This is a genomic window from Streptomyces sp. NPDC002276 (assembly GCF_053891435.1).
Genome location: NZ_JBSFCQ010000026.1, coordinates 42,417 through 57,573 on the forward strand (window position 1 = coordinate 42,417; position 15,157 = coordinate 57,573).

Annotated in this window: 13 protein-coding genes; 12 read left to right on the top strand and 1 reads right to left on the bottom strand. The window is 71.8% G+C overall.

Annotated features, from left to right (window positions below):
• Window positions 1–13 precede the first annotated feature (13 nt).
• The 9 genes from ACWIHT_RS41895 (at window position 14) to ACWIHT_RS41935 (ending at window position 10,140) form a co-directional block, all read left to right on the top strand.
• Window positions 14–919, top strand: coding sequence for a hypothetical protein (locus ACWIHT_RS41895; protein ID WP_456173918.1), 906 nt, complete (start codon window positions 14–16; stop codon window positions 917–919).
• The gene (locus ACWIHT_RS41900; RefSeq protein ID WP_431250273.1) at window positions 916–1,125 is read left to right on the top strand and encodes a Trm112 family protein; all 210 of its coding nucleotides are present in this window, start codon (window positions 916–918) and stop codon (window positions 1,123–1,125) included. Before ACWIHT_RS41895 ends, ACWIHT_RS41900 begins: the two co-directional genes overlap by 4 nt.
• Complete coding sequence (locus ACWIHT_RS41905; protein WP_456173866.1) at window positions 1,122–2,048, top strand: FkbM family methyltransferase; 927 nt, start codon at window positions 1,122–1,124, stop codon at window positions 2,046–2,048. Before ACWIHT_RS41900 ends, ACWIHT_RS41905 begins: the two co-directional genes overlap by 4 nt.
• Window positions 1,936–2,520, top strand: coding sequence for a hypothetical protein (locus ACWIHT_RS41910; protein ID WP_456173867.1), 585 nt, complete (start codon window positions 1,936–1,938; stop codon window positions 2,518–2,520). The genes ACWIHT_RS41905 and ACWIHT_RS41910 overlap by 113 nt, the downstream gene beginning before the upstream one ends.
• 81 nt (window positions 2,521–2,601) lie before the next feature.
• Window positions 2,602–3,435 carry a winged helix-turn-helix domain-containing protein gene (locus ACWIHT_RS41915; protein WP_456173868.1) on the top strand — a complete coding sequence of 278 codons (834 nt, stop codon included), beginning with the start codon at window positions 2,602–2,604 and terminating at the stop codon, window positions 3,433–3,435.
• Between the two features lie 57 nt (window positions 3,436–3,492).
• A complete protein-coding gene (locus tag ACWIHT_RS41920; RefSeq protein WP_456173869.1) occupies window positions 3,493–4,719 on the top strand; it encodes a hypothetical protein in 1,227 nt (408 codons plus the stop codon).
• Window positions 4,716–6,713 carry a VMAP-C domain-containing protein gene (locus ACWIHT_RS41925; protein WP_456173870.1) on the top strand — a complete coding sequence of 666 codons (1,998 nt, stop codon included), beginning with the start codon at window positions 4,716–4,718 and terminating at the stop codon, window positions 6,711–6,713. The genes ACWIHT_RS41920 and ACWIHT_RS41925 overlap by 4 nt, the downstream gene beginning before the upstream one ends.
• A 60-nt stretch (window positions 6,714–6,773) precedes the next feature.
• Window positions 6,774–7,802 (top strand): AAA family ATPase, encoded by a 1,029-nt coding sequence (locus ACWIHT_RS41930; protein WP_456173871.1) that lies wholly within the window; start codon window positions 6,774–6,776, stop codon window positions 7,800–7,802.
• The gene (locus ACWIHT_RS41935; protein WP_456173872.1) at window positions 7,795–10,140 is read left to right on the top strand and encodes an SAV_2336 N-terminal domain-related protein; all 2,346 of its coding nucleotides are present in this window, start codon (window positions 7,795–7,797) and stop codon (window positions 10,138–10,140) included. The genes ACWIHT_RS41930 and ACWIHT_RS41935 overlap by 8 nt, the downstream gene beginning before the upstream one ends.
• 17 nt (window positions 10,141–10,157) lie before the next feature.
• Here the strand turns inward: ACWIHT_RS41935 and ACWIHT_RS41940 are convergent, their stop codons facing one another.
• Entirely contained in the window at window positions 10,158–11,042 is an 885-nt protein-coding gene (locus tag ACWIHT_RS41940; RefSeq protein ID WP_456173873.1) for an ATP-grasp domain-containing protein, read from the bottom strand.
• Window positions 11,043–11,180: 138 nt separating this feature from the next.
• Between ACWIHT_RS41940 and ACWIHT_RS41945 the strand changes: the two genes are divergently transcribed.
• The 3 genes from ACWIHT_RS41945 to ACWIHT_RS41955 are packed head-to-tail and all read left to right on the top strand — an operon-like array spanning window position 11,181 to window position 15,057.
• Entirely contained in the window at window positions 11,181–12,236 is a 1,056-nt protein-coding gene (locus ACWIHT_RS41945) for a MerR family transcriptional regulator (protein WP_456173874.1), read from the top strand.
• A gap of 60 nt (window positions 12,237–12,296) precedes the next feature.
• The gene (locus ACWIHT_RS41950) at window positions 12,297–13,739 is read left to right on the top strand and encodes an acyl-CoA synthetase (RefSeq protein ID WP_456173875.1); all 1,443 of its coding nucleotides are present in this window, start codon (window positions 12,297–12,299) and stop codon (window positions 13,737–13,739) included.
• Window positions 13,732–15,057 (top strand): carboxyl transferase domain-containing protein, encoded by a 1,326-nt coding sequence (locus tag ACWIHT_RS41955; RefSeq protein ID WP_456173877.1) that lies wholly within the window; start codon window positions 13,732–13,734, stop codon window positions 15,055–15,057. Before ACWIHT_RS41950 ends, ACWIHT_RS41955 begins: the two co-directional genes overlap by 8 nt.
• The last annotated feature ends 100 nt before the right edge of the window (window positions 15,058–15,157 follow it).

Consider the following 15,157-nt stretch of genomic DNA (forward strand, 5'->3'; position numbering starts at 1 on the left):
CGTGTGGTGGGGAGTGGCCGCGGCCCTGTTGGCGAACGTGCTGTACAGCACCGGTTTCGTGTTGGAGAAGCGGGCGCTCACGGCTCTGCCCGAGGTGACGGTCCGTCAACCGGCCAGGCTGCTACGGCTGGTGCTGGGCAGCCCGCTGTGGATCGGCGGGTCCCTCGCGCTGGCCGCCGGGTTCGGCGCGCAGCTCGCCGTGTACCGGACGCTGCCGATCGCCGCCGCGCAGGGCATCTTCGTGTCCGGCCTGGTGCTGCTGGTGCTGCTGTCCGCGCGGCTGCTCGGCGAGCGGACCAGCGGCCGGGAACGGTACGCGCTCGGCGCGATCCTCGCCGCCCTGCTGATGGTCGTACTGTCGCTGAAGGAGGGCTCGGACCACGTCAGCCGCGCCGCGCCCTATCCGCTGATCCTGCTGGTGTGCGTGCCCTCGCTGGCGGCCGGCGTCTGGCTGTACCGGTCCACAGAACGCCGCGCGGCCCACCGGCACCGGCTGCCCACCACGGGCGTCGAATACGGCGTGGCGGTGGGCCTGTTGTACGGGGTCAGCTCGCTCGCCATCAAGGGGGTGTCGAGCTTCCTGACCACAAGTGACCTGGCAGGGGCGGTGGTTGACCTGTTGCGGTCCCCGTACCCGTATCTCCTGCTCTGCACGGGCGCGTTCGGCCTGGTGATGTCCCAGGCGGCACTGCAACGCTGCCGGGCCTCGCTGATCGTGCCGGTCTGCACGACGGTGACGAGCCTGTTCACGGCGGTGCTCGGCACCCTCGCGTTCGGCGAGGCGCTGCCGCACGACCCGCTGCGCCTGGCCCTGCGTATCGGGGGCACGACCCTGGCGGTCACCGTCCTGCTGACCATGCCGAAGCACGACAACGCGCCTCAACCACCCGTAGAGGCCAAGGAGTTGACTCCGCCATGAACCCGGACGACCCGCTGCTGAAGATCCTGGCCTGCCCGCTCGACAAGGGCCCCCTGCACCTGCTCCCGACCGACGCCCTCTACAACCCGCGGCTGCGCCGCCGTTACCCCATCGTCGACGGCATCCCCCAGCTCCTGCCCTCGTCCGGAGAGCAAGTGACCGACGACGAGGAGCACTTGGAACTCCTCAAACGGATGACCCCATGACAGCCACGCTCACCGCCCGCCTCGCCCCCTTCCTCCCCACCCGCCTGGTCGCCGCCACCGCCCGCGCCGTCTACCCCCGCTTCGAACCCGAACTGGCCCGCCTGGACGACCTGTTGCCGCCCGACTGCGGCACGGCGGTCGACGTCGGCGGCTGGTACGGCCCCTGGACGCACCGCCTGTGGAGACGCGCGCGCCAGGTCGTGACCGTCGAACCGGTCCCCCACCTGGCGCGGCTACTCGCCGCTGCCGCCCCCGCGCACGCCCGGGTGATCACGGCCGCCGCCTCCGACCGCCCCGGCACCGCCCGCCTGTGGCTGCCGCCGGACGACGAGGGCGACCGGGGTGTGTCCTCGCTGGTCCGCCGCGACATCCACGCCCGCGCCGTGCACGTCCCCTGCGTCACGCTCGACGGGCTGGGCCTCAAGGACGTCGGCTTCATCAAGATCGACGTGGACGGCAACGAACTGGCCGTGCTCCACGGCGCGACCGGCCTCCTGACCCGCGACCGCCCCGCGCTCTTCGTCGAACTGGAGTCACGCATCCAGCCGATCGCGCCGATCGTCACCTACCTGTCGCTGCTGGGCTACGAGGGCTGGGTCCTGCCGGACACCACCTGGACGAGACTGTCGGCCTTCCCCCTGGAGGAGCACCAGGCCCGGACCTCGTACGTCGTCTCCCAGGGCCTGCTGCGCCGAGTCCTGCCCTTCGCGCGGGGCCCCCGCTACGTCAACTCGGTCCTGTTCCTGCCCGACGGCGGCAGCCCAGGTGGCCGCGGGCCCGATGTCAGTGCCGTGCGCGACGATGGATCGCATGCCCGACGCGAAACGCCCCGCGAACCCCTTCAGCCCCCTCGACTTCCAACTCGTCCTGCTGCGCCGCATGGCGGACCACAACCCGGACCTGGTCGAGGACGCCCGACATGAGCTGGGCGCCTCGATCGCCGACATGCGCGAGGCCAACAGGCGTTGGCAGGCGATGCTGCACTCCCCGAGAGGCCGGACCGCCGCCTCCCGCTACCGCTCGATCCTCGGCACCCCGGAATCGAGCGTGACCAGGAAGATCGGCGACCTGGAGTGCGAGGCCCGGCTGTGGCCGGTCCCCCTCTGGCCCGACCTCCGTTTCGAGGTGCTCACGGCCCCGAACGGCGCCGTGTGGAACGAATGGCTGGTCCGCGCCCCCGGCGCCGCGCCCCCGTCCCTCCACACCCTCGACGACCTGACCCCCTGGTCCTGCACGGTCGACGAGGCGGCCCGCGCCTTCGCCCCCGCCCGCCCCCTGGAGGGCACGGCCCCCACCCGCTGGGGCCTCGCCTTCACGGCCCCGGACGGACAGGGCGTACGGCACCGGTGCGCGGCCGAGTTCACGTGGGGGCTGCTGCAACGGGTGGCCTGGTAGGGCAGGTTCCGGCCTGCCTGTCCTGTCAGACTGTCGGCATCGGTGAGGACCGCCCAAGTGGGAGGAACGGGCCTGGAGAGCATGGATCACCACGACATCGCGGAAGCGCTGCGGGAGCGGATCCGGCAGGGGGAGCTGGCCGTGGGGGCCAGGATGCCCACGCAGGCCCATCTGTCAGAGGAGTTCGGCGCGGAACGCGCAACAGTGCGCAAGGCCCTGGGCCTGCTGAGGCAGGAAGGACTGCTGACCGAGGCGGCCCGAGGCGCCCTGCCCCGCGTCGCCGAACAACCGGGGCCCAGGCGCTCGGACCAGAGGCCCGCCACGCCCGGACTGGGGCCCGTCCTCAGGGCCGCCTTCACGGCACCGAATGTGACGTTGGACGTGTTCACGCTCAGTGGAGAGTCGCTCGACGTGCATGTGAGGGTGTGCACCGAGGAACTCAGAACTGGGACTCTGCCATTGCCGCGTTCGATCACCATACGGATCCTGCTGCCGGTCATCGCGCACAGTCTCCCCCTGCTGCGGGCTGTCGACGATCCACAGGAATCCCGCCCCAGACAACGGCTGGCCGATCTGACGCGCCGGAGCACCGCCTCCATCCGGGATGTCGTGTCGGGGATGCGCATCGAAGGCCTGATCGAGTCCGTGTCGTTCGAGGTCCGGCAGGCACCGATCACGCCCATGCAGAAGCTCTACCTCCTGAACGGTTCGGAAGCCCTGTCCGGCTACTACCAGGCCGTCCGGCGTCAGATCCTGCCGGACGAAGGAGCCGCCCTCGATGTGTACGACTTCCTGGGACTCGGCACTCGCCTGTTCCACCACCCCACGGGAAGTCCCTTCGTGGAGAAGGCCCGTGGCTGGTTCGAGCACCACTGGTCGAGCACCGATACCGTCCCGTTCGAGACCCGCAACTGATCCGCGCGCTATCGTCGGATGTTCCGAAGCGCCGTACAGGCAAAGGGTGGTGGGGGATTGCGCATCCTGTTCGTGCACGGGACCGGCGTACGACGCGAGCGGTTCGACGCCCTGTACACCCTCGTCGGCGACCGGCTCGCACCACTTCTTCCCGACGCCGAACTGGTGCCCGTCTACTGGGGCGACGACCACGGCGCCGACCCGACCACCCTGCGGTCCCTGCCCGGCACACAGACAACCAGGGGCATCCAGTTCCCGGACCCGCTCGAACAGGACGTGGCCCGGTGGGCGCTGCTGCTCGCGGACCCGCTGTGCGAACTGCGCGCTCTCGTGGCCGCGTTCGACGCCGACGGCGGATTCAACACACCCGGGGTGCAGTCGGAGGGACGAACCGTCGCCGACCGGCTGGCCCACGGGCCCTCCTCCGACGAGTTGTCGGCTCTCCTGCGTTCGGCGGGACTGATCGACCACTACCCGGACGCCGTCCAACTCGTCGTGCGCGCCGAGGAGTTCCAGGACGCCTGCACCAGCGCCCGGAACGCCCGTGACGCGTACGAGGTGGCCGAGTGCGCCGCACGCGCGATCACCGCCCGCATGCTCTCCGCCGCCGGCGAGGACGCCCTGTGCACGGGCGACGAACGCGACCGCGCGGTGGTCCTCCTCACCGCGCTGCTCGGCGGCACGGCCCGGGGCCCCGGCGGCAGGGCGGCCTCGGCCCTCGGCACGCTCGCGCTGCGCCTGTTCGCGCAGCCCGCCCTGAACCATTGGCGGCGGCCCCTGACGGCCGGGTCCGCACCAGGCGTAGGTGACATCCTCCGCTACCAGGCACGCGGGGCGGACCTGCGCGCCTTCCTGCACGAGCAGGTGATGCTGAGCGGCGAGCCGACCGTCCTGATCGGGCACAGCCTCGGCGGCATCGCCCTGGTGGATCTGCTCGCCCTCGCCGCCGCGCGGGGTGAACCACCCGCGCAGGTACGCCTGTTGGTGACCGTCGGCTCGCAGGCACCGTTCCTGCACGAGATCGGGGCGCTGACCGGGTTGCCGCCCGGCGCCCCTCTCCCAGCGGGATTCCCGGCCTGGCTCAACCTCTACGACCGCCACGACCTGCTCTCCTTCCGCGCCGCGCCCGTCTTCCCGGACGACCCGCGGGTGTCCGATCACGAGATCACCAGCCGCCAGCCCTTCCCGATCTCGCACAGCGCGTACTGGAAGCTGCCCGCCACCTACGAGCTGATCGCGACCGCCGTGCAGTCGGCCGCCGACGGTTCGGAGGTACATGAGTGAGCACGGGCACCACAGTCCTGTCCGACCTCTCGCCCGGCAGGACGTACGCCTTGATAGTGGGTATCGAGCGCTATGACGTGCACTCGTCCTGGAACCTGCCGGGAGCGGCACGCGACGCCGTGCGGTTCGCCGAATGGCTGACCGGTCCCGGCGGGGTCCCGCCGGAGAACGTGCGCCTGTTCACCTCGTCGCTTGAGGCCGGTCGACACTCCAGCCGCATACCACGCGAGGATGCCACGGAACGGAACATCAATCAGGCCCTGTTCAATGAACTGCCCACATGGGACGGCGATCTGCTCTGGATCTTCTGGGCCGGGCACGGCTTCCAGGACGGCGCGGAGCAGCTCCTGCTTCCCTACAGTGAGGCCACCGCCGAAAGAACCGCGCACCTCAACCTGAACTCCGCCCTGCGCTGGCTGAAGGGACTGCCGGGCGGCACCTTCCGCCATCAGATCGCCATCGCCGATTCCTGTCGCACGGACGAGCGCCAAGCCCGGGGGTTGACGCTGGGATCTGTCGACTACGGCAGCGTGGCGGTCCGCTCCGACCGCCGGCAGTCCCGGCTGTACGCGACCATGCCCGGGGACGTCGCGAAGAACCTGGCGGATCGCTTGGCCGGTCTGTTCACCGACCTTCTCCTGGATGAACTCGGCAAACGGAACGCGTGCACGGGCGCCGAGGAACTCCCCGAGGTGGCCCGCAGCCTCCAGCGCCGGCTCCGGCAGGCCGCGCAGACGCCGCAGTTCATCGACGGCCGTGACTGGAACGACTCGTCCCTCTTCGACTACTCCCCGGCCGAGCCCGTCCCCCGCCTCGACAACACCGCCTGGCGCGAGCTGAAGACGCTGGCCGGCGAACAGGATCTGCCCGCCTACACCTATGACGCGGTCCTGTGGGCCTTCGCCAGCGCCGAGTGCGCCGCACCGCCGATCAGCACCCTGCCGCCGCCCGAGGACGGCCTGACCGCGCTCGTCCGCGATCTGGAGCAGCGCCAGGGACGGTCCGGTGTGCCTTTCTCCCTGTTGTTCGCCCGCTGCCTGGCCGCCCACGCCGAGGACCCCGACTGGGGCGTACGCCTGGACTCCTGGGTGGACCGCACGTCCGCCCGGCTCGGTGTCGGCGCCGTGCCTCCCGCGCCCGCCCGTCGTGCGACGGCGCCCGAACTGCACATCCAGCTGCGCAAGTCCGGTGTGGAGGGCGCCTACTTGGTGGACATCTGGCTGCACCACGACAGCTTCGACACGGTGTGGTGCTCGCGGGACCCGCTGGACGTGCCGGCCGCCCGGCAGGAGTTGGGCGGTCAACTCGGCGCGCTCCTGGAGCGGTTCGCCTCGGACGGTGGGGAGCAGACCTCCATCGACCGTATCGAGTTCCATCTGCCGTTCGAGCTGCTGTCCGAGCAGGTGGAGGAGTGGGAGCTGCCGATCGGGCGACGCGGCCGATTGCTGCGCCTCGGCGGGAAGTTCGAGGTGGTGGTGCGCTGCCCGGAGGAACGCACGGGCGCGGCCTACCACTTGTGGAAGCGCAAGTGGGCCTGGTTCAAGGCGTACGGCGGCGGCGAATGGGCGCTGTTCACGCCAGGCACGGGACTGCCGTCGCAGCCCATCTGGCTGCTCGGCCGGCCCTCGGTGTCCGCCCGCCTCGGCCTGGAGTTGCAGGCCGACCGCCATGTGCCGGTGTGCGTGTTGGCCGGGGTGTCCGCCGAAGAGTTGCCGGACGCACTCGACGCGGTGCTTGAGGCGGGGGTGCCGATCGCCGTGTGGCGCCGCGACGGACCGCCGAACGGCGGTGCGTTCGCCACCGACGCACCGGGCCTCGACAGGGCGCTCGCTCCCGCGGGCACCCATGTGAACCTGCGCGAACTACCGCAAAAACTACGCCGGTTACGGATCGAGGGGATGGGTGTGCAGCCGCAGGACCAGACATGGGAGCACGGTCTCGCACTCCTCTGGGACGATCCGGAGCGCAGACCCGAACGCCTGCGGCTCGGCTAGGACCCGGCCGCGGCACAGTCGACAGGGCCCGCAAAGGTCTTGGGAAGGAACAAGGGCACCGTGCAGGACTGGTGGATCTACCAGGGGCCGGGCACCGCGGCGGAGCGGCTCGACCGGCTCGAACGCAGCGCGCCCCCGTGGCGGCGGTTCCGGGGTGTCGGCTCGCGGTACCGGCCGCCGACCGAGGGTGCCGCCTGGGAGGAGACCCTGGAGCGCGGTACCGGGTTCGTGCCCGAAGACCATGAGATCGACGTGGTCAACACAGCGCTGTATCTGCGCCGTCCGCTCCTGATCACCGGCAAGCCGGGGGTCGGCAAGTCGACCCTGGCGTACGGCATCGCGGCGGATCTGAGGCTCGGCCCGGTTCTCCGCTGGCCGATCACCAGCCGCAGCGGTCTCCAGGACGGCCTCTACACGTACGACGCCATCGGCCGGTTGCACGACTCCTCGCTGCACCGGTCGCCGCCGGAGGCCACGGGCCGCGACAGCGCGGAGCCGCTGCCCATTTCCGCGTATCTGCGCCTGGGGCCGCTCGGCACCGCCCTGCTCCCCCAGTCACGCCCTCGTGTCCTGTTGGTCGACGAGATCGACAAGTGCGACATCGATCTTCCCGGCGATCTGCTGACCGTTTTCGAGGATGGGTCGTTCGAGATCCCGGAGTTGGCCCGGATCGCCGCCCAGGACGCGGCTCCGCCGGTCGGCACCGCGGACGGGCCGGAGCCCTCGGCGCGGATGGAGAGCGGGCGGGCGCAGTGCAGCGCCTTCCCGGTGGTGGTCCTGACCAGCAACGGCGAGCGGGAGTTCCCCCCTCCGTTTCTGCGCCGCTGCATCCGGCTGAACATCGAGCCGCCGGAACGCGACCGCCTGGAGGAGATCGTGCGCAAGCGGCTGGCCGTCGACCCCGGTACGGATCCCGCGAGCGGCCTGATCGACGCCTTCCTCGGCCGCCGCGCGAGCGGTGACCTCGCGACCGACCAACTCCTGAACGCCATCCAGCTGCGGCTGAGCGGCGCCTGGCCCGACCCCGCCGACAACGAGCGGCTGCTCTCCGTCGCCCTGGAGCAGCTCACCGACAGCCCGAGTGCGTGAGCCGACCGTGCTGGACCAGGTACAGGCGGCCATCGCGGCGGCGGGAGTCGACACAGGGCCCGAGGAACTGGCCGACATCCTCTGGCTCGCCCGATGCATGAGCGGTCCGCCGACACCGCCCGCACCCCGGCAGGCCCCCGCCCGGCCACCGGCCCCCACGACGGCGGGCACGACGGCGGCCACTCCACCGCCGTCCCCGGCCGCACCCGCCCCGGCCGCGCCCGCCGCTCCCCCGCCCCCGGGCATCCCCCTCTTCCCCGCGCCCCCGCACACGGACCCCTCAGCCGCCCCGCGGCAGCGCCCGTCCCTGCGGCCCGCCGCCCGGCGCGGCGGCGCCTACGTCCGCGTACGCCGGGCGGCACCGCTGGACGACCCGCTCTCCCTGATGCGCGCGCTGCGCCCACTGGGCCGACGCCGACTCCCGGGCAACCGCCCCGAGTTGGACGAGGAAGCGACCGTCCTGGCCAGCATCGGACACCGGACGCCGCTGCCCGTACTCCGACCGGCGAAGGAGCGCTGGCTCGATCTGACCGTGGTCGTCGACACCCACAGCTCGATGCTGCTGTGGCACGACCTCGTCGCGCAGTGGCACCGCGCTCTCGTGCAGACCGGGCTCTTCCGCACCACCCAGGTGTGGCATCTGCACACGGACACCGAAGCCGTCACCCTGTCCCGCACCCCGTACGGACGGCGCCTGCCCGCCTCGGTGCTCGCCCGGCCCCGGGAGAACGGCCTGGTACTGCTGTTCAGCGACGCGGTGTCGGCCGCGTGGGACACCCGTGGCCTGCGTCAGGCCCTGCGCACATGGGCGGCGCACAGCGTCGTCGCGCTCCTGGACATCCTGCCCGAACGCCTCTGGGCCCAGAGCACCATCGAGACCGCACCGCACTGGATCCGCACCCCCAAACCGGCGGCACCGAACGTCAGTTGGTCGGTGTCCGCCGCGAGCGACCGCGCCCGCCGGCACCGGACGGACCGTCATATCGCCCTGCCCGTCCTGGACCTCTCGCCGCACGCGCTGGGCGAACTGGCCCGGCTGGTCTCCGGGGACGGCCGGCGCCGGCATCTGCCGTGCCTGCTGCTCGACGACGCGCCGCGGCCCGCCGCACCGGGGCGGGGCGAGGCACCCCGCGCGTTCCAGGCCGTCCAGCGGTTCCAGCACGGCGCGTCCCCGCACGCCAGGCAGCTGGCCGGGTATCTGTCCGCGGTGCCGCTCACGCTGCCGGTGATGCATCTGGTGCGGCGGGTGATGCTGCCCGGCGGAGACCACGGGCATCTCGCCGAGGTGGCACTGGGGGGGCTGTTCGAACCGTGGGAGGTCACGGCCGGGACCGATCCGGCCAGGGCCCTGTTCCATTTCCGTCCCGGGGTACGGGAAGCGCTGCTCGGCGCCCAGTTGCGGCAGGACGTGACCGCCGTGCAGGAGATCGTCAGGCAGGAGATCTCCGCGTTCCTGCGGCAGTCGCCGGGCAGTGGCGGGGACTTCCTCGCGCTCCGGCTCATCGAGGACGAACCGGCCGCACAGCCGATCCCGCCCGAATCCGAAGCCTTCGCCTACACGCTTACGACGGCGGTGACGTCCGGCGGCACGGCACAGCAACGGGTCGTCAACGCGCTGCTGGAACAGCTCGTCTCCGGCAGTCTGCGCGTCGGCGACACACTGCCTCCCCAGCGTCAACTGGCCGCAGACTTCGGCGTATCCCGGGACACCGTGCAACGCGCCTTGAGGGAGCTGCTGGCCGAGGGGTACATCGAGAGCCGCCAGGGCTCCGGCACTCGCGTGACGTCAGTTCCCCTGCGGAACCCGGGAATCGGCCCGGAGCCCGCCCCGGCCCAAGAGCCGATCGAGGCCGACCTGGCCCAGGAACTCGTCGAGACATTCACGTCCCCCGTCGTCACCATCGACGTGGTCGCCCCCGCCCTCAGCCAGCTCCTGAGCGCGCTCGCACCCCGCCTTGAAGACACCCGACGAGGGGCATCGCGCCCCTCGTCGCTCCGCATCCGGGTCCTGCTCACCGTCGCGCCCTCGGACAACCTGGACACCACGGCCCGCATCCGGGCGCAGGAACTACGCACGCAGCTTGAGCCGATCCGCTCCTTGGTCCCCGACATGCGCCTCGAAGTGCACCCGCTGCCCTCCCACCCGCTCACTGTCCTATACAACCTGAACAACGACCGCGGCCTCACGTCCCTTCTAGTCACCCCGGACGATCTCGTCGACCCGCCCCTGTACACCCAGCCGCCCGCCGAACTGACTGAAACACAAGCCTGGTTCGCCAGCTGGTGGAACATGCTCACGGAAGACGCCCCGGATCCCCCCGCCGATCCCCCCTCGTAGAAACCACGCCCGTAGCCTCAGCCCTCGGTCCGGCCGGCGGCAGCCGCGAGCACCGCCCCCACCACCACCCCCACCGACCCCGGATGCAGATCCAGAAAGAGGTTCGGCTCGACCAGTTCCAGTTCCATCACACACGGCTGTCCGTCCGGCCCGTCCACCAGGTCCACGCGCGCGTACAGCAGCTCGGGTGCGTCCGGTACGGCGGCCAACGCCTGTTCCGCGACGGCGAGTTCAGCCTCGGTGGCGGTCCACGGTTCCAGGTCCGGGTGGGACACCTTGTCGTCGTCGTAGGCCGTGCCCCGCGACAGTACGGCGCCCTTGCGGGAGGCGTGGACGTATCGCCCGCCGAAGAACAGCAGCGCCCGCTCCCCGCTGACGTCCACGTTCGTGAGGTACGGCTGCACCATCGCGGTGAACCCCTCCGCGTGCATGCGCTCCAGCTGTCGTACGGCCGTCCCGTGCTCGTCCGGTGTGTAGCGGGCGGCGAAGCGGGCGCCCGCGCCGGAGGTCGGCTTGACGACGTACTCGTGGTCGTCGGGGAGGTCGACGGGGTCGCCTGCGGCGACATAGCGGGTCGGTACGACGGGTACGCCGGCCGCCGCGAGGACGCCGAGGTAGCGCTTGTCGGTGTTCCAGCGCACGACCTGCGCCGGATTGGCGAGCCGCGTCGCCTTGCCGACCCGCTCCGCCCAGGCCACGAACTCGGCCGCCCGCCAGCTGTAGTCCCAGGTCGAGCGGATGAGGACGAGGTCGTAGCCGCCCCAGTCGGTCTTCTCGTCGTCCCAGGGGACGGCCACGGCCTCGGCCCCGGCCGCCCGCAGCGCCTCGACCAGTACGGGGAGGTCACGGTCCTTGCTGGGGTGCGGTCCGGGATCGTAGGTGGCGAGCGCGATTCGGGGCACGGGAGCCTCCAGCTTCGTACGGCGGTAGATCGTTTTTGCAGGGTAACCACGGCCCACGCGACCTGGGCAACCGGATTGACCTTCACCCTCGGTGAAGCCCCAGCATCGGTGGCGGAACCCGAAGAGACAGGGGCTCGGATGGACATGCTGACGATCGGGGCCTTCGCGCGGGCGTGCAGGCTGTCGCCCAAAGCACTGCGGCTGTACGACGAGCTGGAGCTGCTGCGGCCCGCGCGGGTGGACCCCGACACCGGATACCGGTACTACGCGGTCGAGCAGCTGGAGCGGGCGCGGCTGGTCGCGTGGCTGCGGCGGCTGGGGATGCCGCTGGCCTCGATCCGTGAGGTGTGCGCCCTCGAACCGGCCGCCGCCGCCCGCGAGATCCGTGCCTTCTGGGCCCGGGTCGAGGCGGAGACGGCGGAGCGCCGGGATCTCGCCGGGTTCCTCGTCGACCATCTCGCGGCCGTGACGGCCGTAGCCGCCGTACCCGGAAAGGACACCACCATGCTCGAACTTCGTTACTCCGCCCACTCGGACCGCGGGCAGGTCCGCCCCACCAACCAGGACACCGCCTACGCGGGCGCGCGGCTGCTCGCGGTCGCCGACGGGTTCGGTCCGGCGGGCGGGCCCGCGAGCAGCGCGGCCGTGGAGGCGCTGCGTTTCCTCGACACCGAGGAGGTGTCGGCGGGCAATGTGCTCAACCTGCTGGAGGAGGCGGTACGGGGTGCCACCGACGCGGTCCGTGACGTGGCCGATCCCGACGAGAACGGCACGACCCTGACCGCGCTGCTGTGGACGGGTTCGCAGCTGGCGCTCGTGCACATCGGGGACTCGCGCGCCTATCTGCTGCGCGGGGGCGGGCTGTTCCGGATCACCCACGACCACTCGGTGGTCCAGTCGCTGATCGACGAGGGCCGGCTGACCGTCGAGGAGGCCGGGTCCCACCCCCAACGCACCTTGCTGCTCAAGGCGTTGGCGACCGGTGCCCCCGACCTGAAACTCCACGACACCCGCCGCGGCGACCGCTATCTGCTGTGCTCGGACGGCCTGACCGGAGTCGTCCCCGAGCACCGGATCCGCGAACTCCTCACGGCGGGCCGGGACCCGGAGGGGACGGTACGGTCCCTGGTCGACGCGGCGAACGCGGCCGGGGGTCCGGACAACATCAGTTGTGTGGTGGCGGACGTGGTGTAGGAACGGGGGTGTCCCCGACGTCCGGGGACCCATGCCCCCGACGACCAAGGAGCGCGCCGCGTGTCCACCCTCTTTCCGGCTCTGACGAACCCGGGCGGGCACCCCGCTCTCCGGTTCGGTGACCGGTCCCTGACGTACGCGGAGCTCGGCGCGGCGGCGGACGCCCTCGCGGTCCGGTGCACGGGCAACGACCGGGTCGCCGTGTGGGCCACCAACTCGCTGGAGACGGCGGTCGCCGTGGTGGCGGCGCTGCGGGCCGGGGTGGCCGCGGTGCCGCTCAACCCGAAGTCGGGCGACAAGGAGCTGGGCCACATCCTGGCCGACAGCGCGCCCGCTCTGGTACTGGCCGCGCCTGGCGACGAACTTCCTTCTGCGCTACGGGACTTGGAGCGCGTCGACGTCGACGTGCACGCGGTGGGGACGGTCGCCGATGTCCAGGTGACCGACGAGGATCCCGCCCTCGTCGTCTACACCTCCGGTACCACCGGCCCGCCCAAGGGTGCCGTGCTCCCGCGCCGGGCGATCGCCACGACGCTGGACGCGCTCGCCGACGCCTGGCAGTGGACCGGCGAGGACGTCCTCGTGCAGGCGTTGCCGCTGTTCCATGTGCACGGTCTTGTGCTGGGCGTCCTGGGCCCGCTGCGGCGCGGCGGCTCGGTGCGCCACCTGGGCAGGTTCAGCACGGAGGGCGTGGCGCGGGAGCTGAACGACGGCGCGACCATGCTGTTCGGCGTCCCGACGATGTACCACCGCATCGCGGAGACCCTGCCCGACGACCCCGGACTCGCCAAGTCCCTCGCCCGGGCACGGCTGTTGGTCTCCGGTTCGGCCGCGCTGCCGGTCCACGACCACGAGCGGATCGCGTCGGCGACCGGGCGCCGGGTGATCGAGCGCTACGGCATGACGGAGACCCTCATGAACACGAGTGTCCGGGCGGACGGCGAGCCGCGCGCCGGGACGGTGGGGGTCCCGTTGCCGGGCGTGGAGTTGCGGCTGGTCGAGGAGGACGGCACGCCTCTTCCGGTCTACGACGGCGAGAGCGTGGGCGAGATCCAGGTGCGCGGGCCGAACCTGTTCACGGAGTACCTCAACCGGCCGGATGCCACGGCCGCCGCGTTCACCGCCGACGGCTGGTTCCGTACCGGGGACATGGCCGTGCGCGACCCCGACGGCTATGTCCGGATCGTCGGCCGCAAGGCCACCGACCTGATCAAGAGCGGGGGTTACAAGATCGGCGCGGGTGAGATCGAGAACGCGCTGCTCGAACACCCCGGGGTGCGCGAGGCCGCCGTCACCGGGGAACCGGACCCCGACCTGGGCGAGCGGATCGTGGCCTGGATCGTGCCGGTGGACCCCCAATCCCCGCCGGAACTCGCCGAGTTGGCCGACCATGTGGCGAGCCGTCTGGCCCCGCACAAGCGCCCGCGTGTCGTCCACCACCTCGCCGCGCTCCCCCGCAACGACATGGGGAAGATCCTCAAGCGCGCCCTGACCCATGACTGAGCGGCTGTCCGCCCGCGAGACCCTGGCCCTCGTCGCAGACGATTTCGGCGAACTTCCGTACCCCGTACGGGAGTCGAGGCCCGACGGTCCCCTCGCCTGGGAGGGTTACGACGCCTCGCTGGCCCGTGCCGCCGACCGGACCGGTGAGTCGGAGTCGGTGGTGTGCGGTACGGCGACGGTCGGGGGTACGCGGGCGGTGCTGATCGCCTTCGAGTTCGGCTTCCTGGGCGGTTCGCTGGGCGAGCGCACCGGGGACCGGCTGGAGTCGGCGTACACGTATGCCCGTGAACACCGGTTGCCGGTCGTGCCGTTGGTGGCCACCGGGGGCAGCCGGATGCAGGAGGGCATGATCGCCCTCACCCAACTCCAGCGCGTGGCACGGCAGTCGGTGCTCACCAGGGAGGCCGGGCTCGCGCAGGTCGCGGTGGTGCGGGACCCGACCACGGGCGGCGGCTGGGCCACGCTGGGCGCGGGCGCCGATGTGGTCCTGGCGCTGCCCGGCGCCCAGGTCGGTTTCGCGGGCTCGCGGGTCCGCCCACCGGACGCGGACCCCACGGCGTACACGGCCGAGGCCCAGGTGGCGGCGGGCGCGGCCGACGCGGTCGTGGCACCGGCGGAGCTGCGGGAGACCTTGGGGAGGTGGCTGCGGCTGCTGACCACGCCGTGGGCCGGGCAGGCGCCGGTGCCGGTGCCTCTGGGGGTGACCGGCCTCCCGGATACCGGGTGGGAGGCCGTGCGGCGGGCCCGTTCGCCCCAACGGCCGCGTGCGGAGCGCTACTTGGACGACTACTTCACCCACCGGCTGGCGATCGGCGGGGACCGGTGCGGTGGTGTCGACGCGGGCATGCTGTGCGGGTTCGGGGAGCGGGCGGGGCGGACGATCGCGTTCGCCGCGCAAGCCGGAACGGCGACGCGGCCTGCCGGGTATCGGACCGCCGCGCGGCTGATCCGGCTGGCGGACCGGCTAGGGGTGCCGGTGCTGACGCTGGTGGACACCCCGGGCGCGGCGAACGACGCCGAGGCGGAGCGGCAGGGCGCGGGGGCGGCCATCGCGGACCTGTTCGGCGCGGTGGCGTCCGTCCGGGTCCCGGTCACGACGCTGCTGATCGGTGAGGGCGGTTCCGGGGGTGCGCTGGCGCTGGCCGCGCCGGGCAACACCTGGGCCACGCCGGACAGTTACTTCTCGGTGATCGCCCCGGAGCTGGCCACCGCGATCCTGAAGCGGGCGCCGGCGGAGACGGAGCGGACGGCGGACCAACTCCGGGTCCGTCCGGAGGACTTGGCGGAGCTGGGGGTGATCAGGATCCGGCCCGTGTGAGCGACGGGCCGTCATGAGAACACTCTCCGCACTCTTTACGCGTTACTTACTTAGGACATAACAGACAAATAACCCATTCAGCCGCACCCCGCCCGGCCCA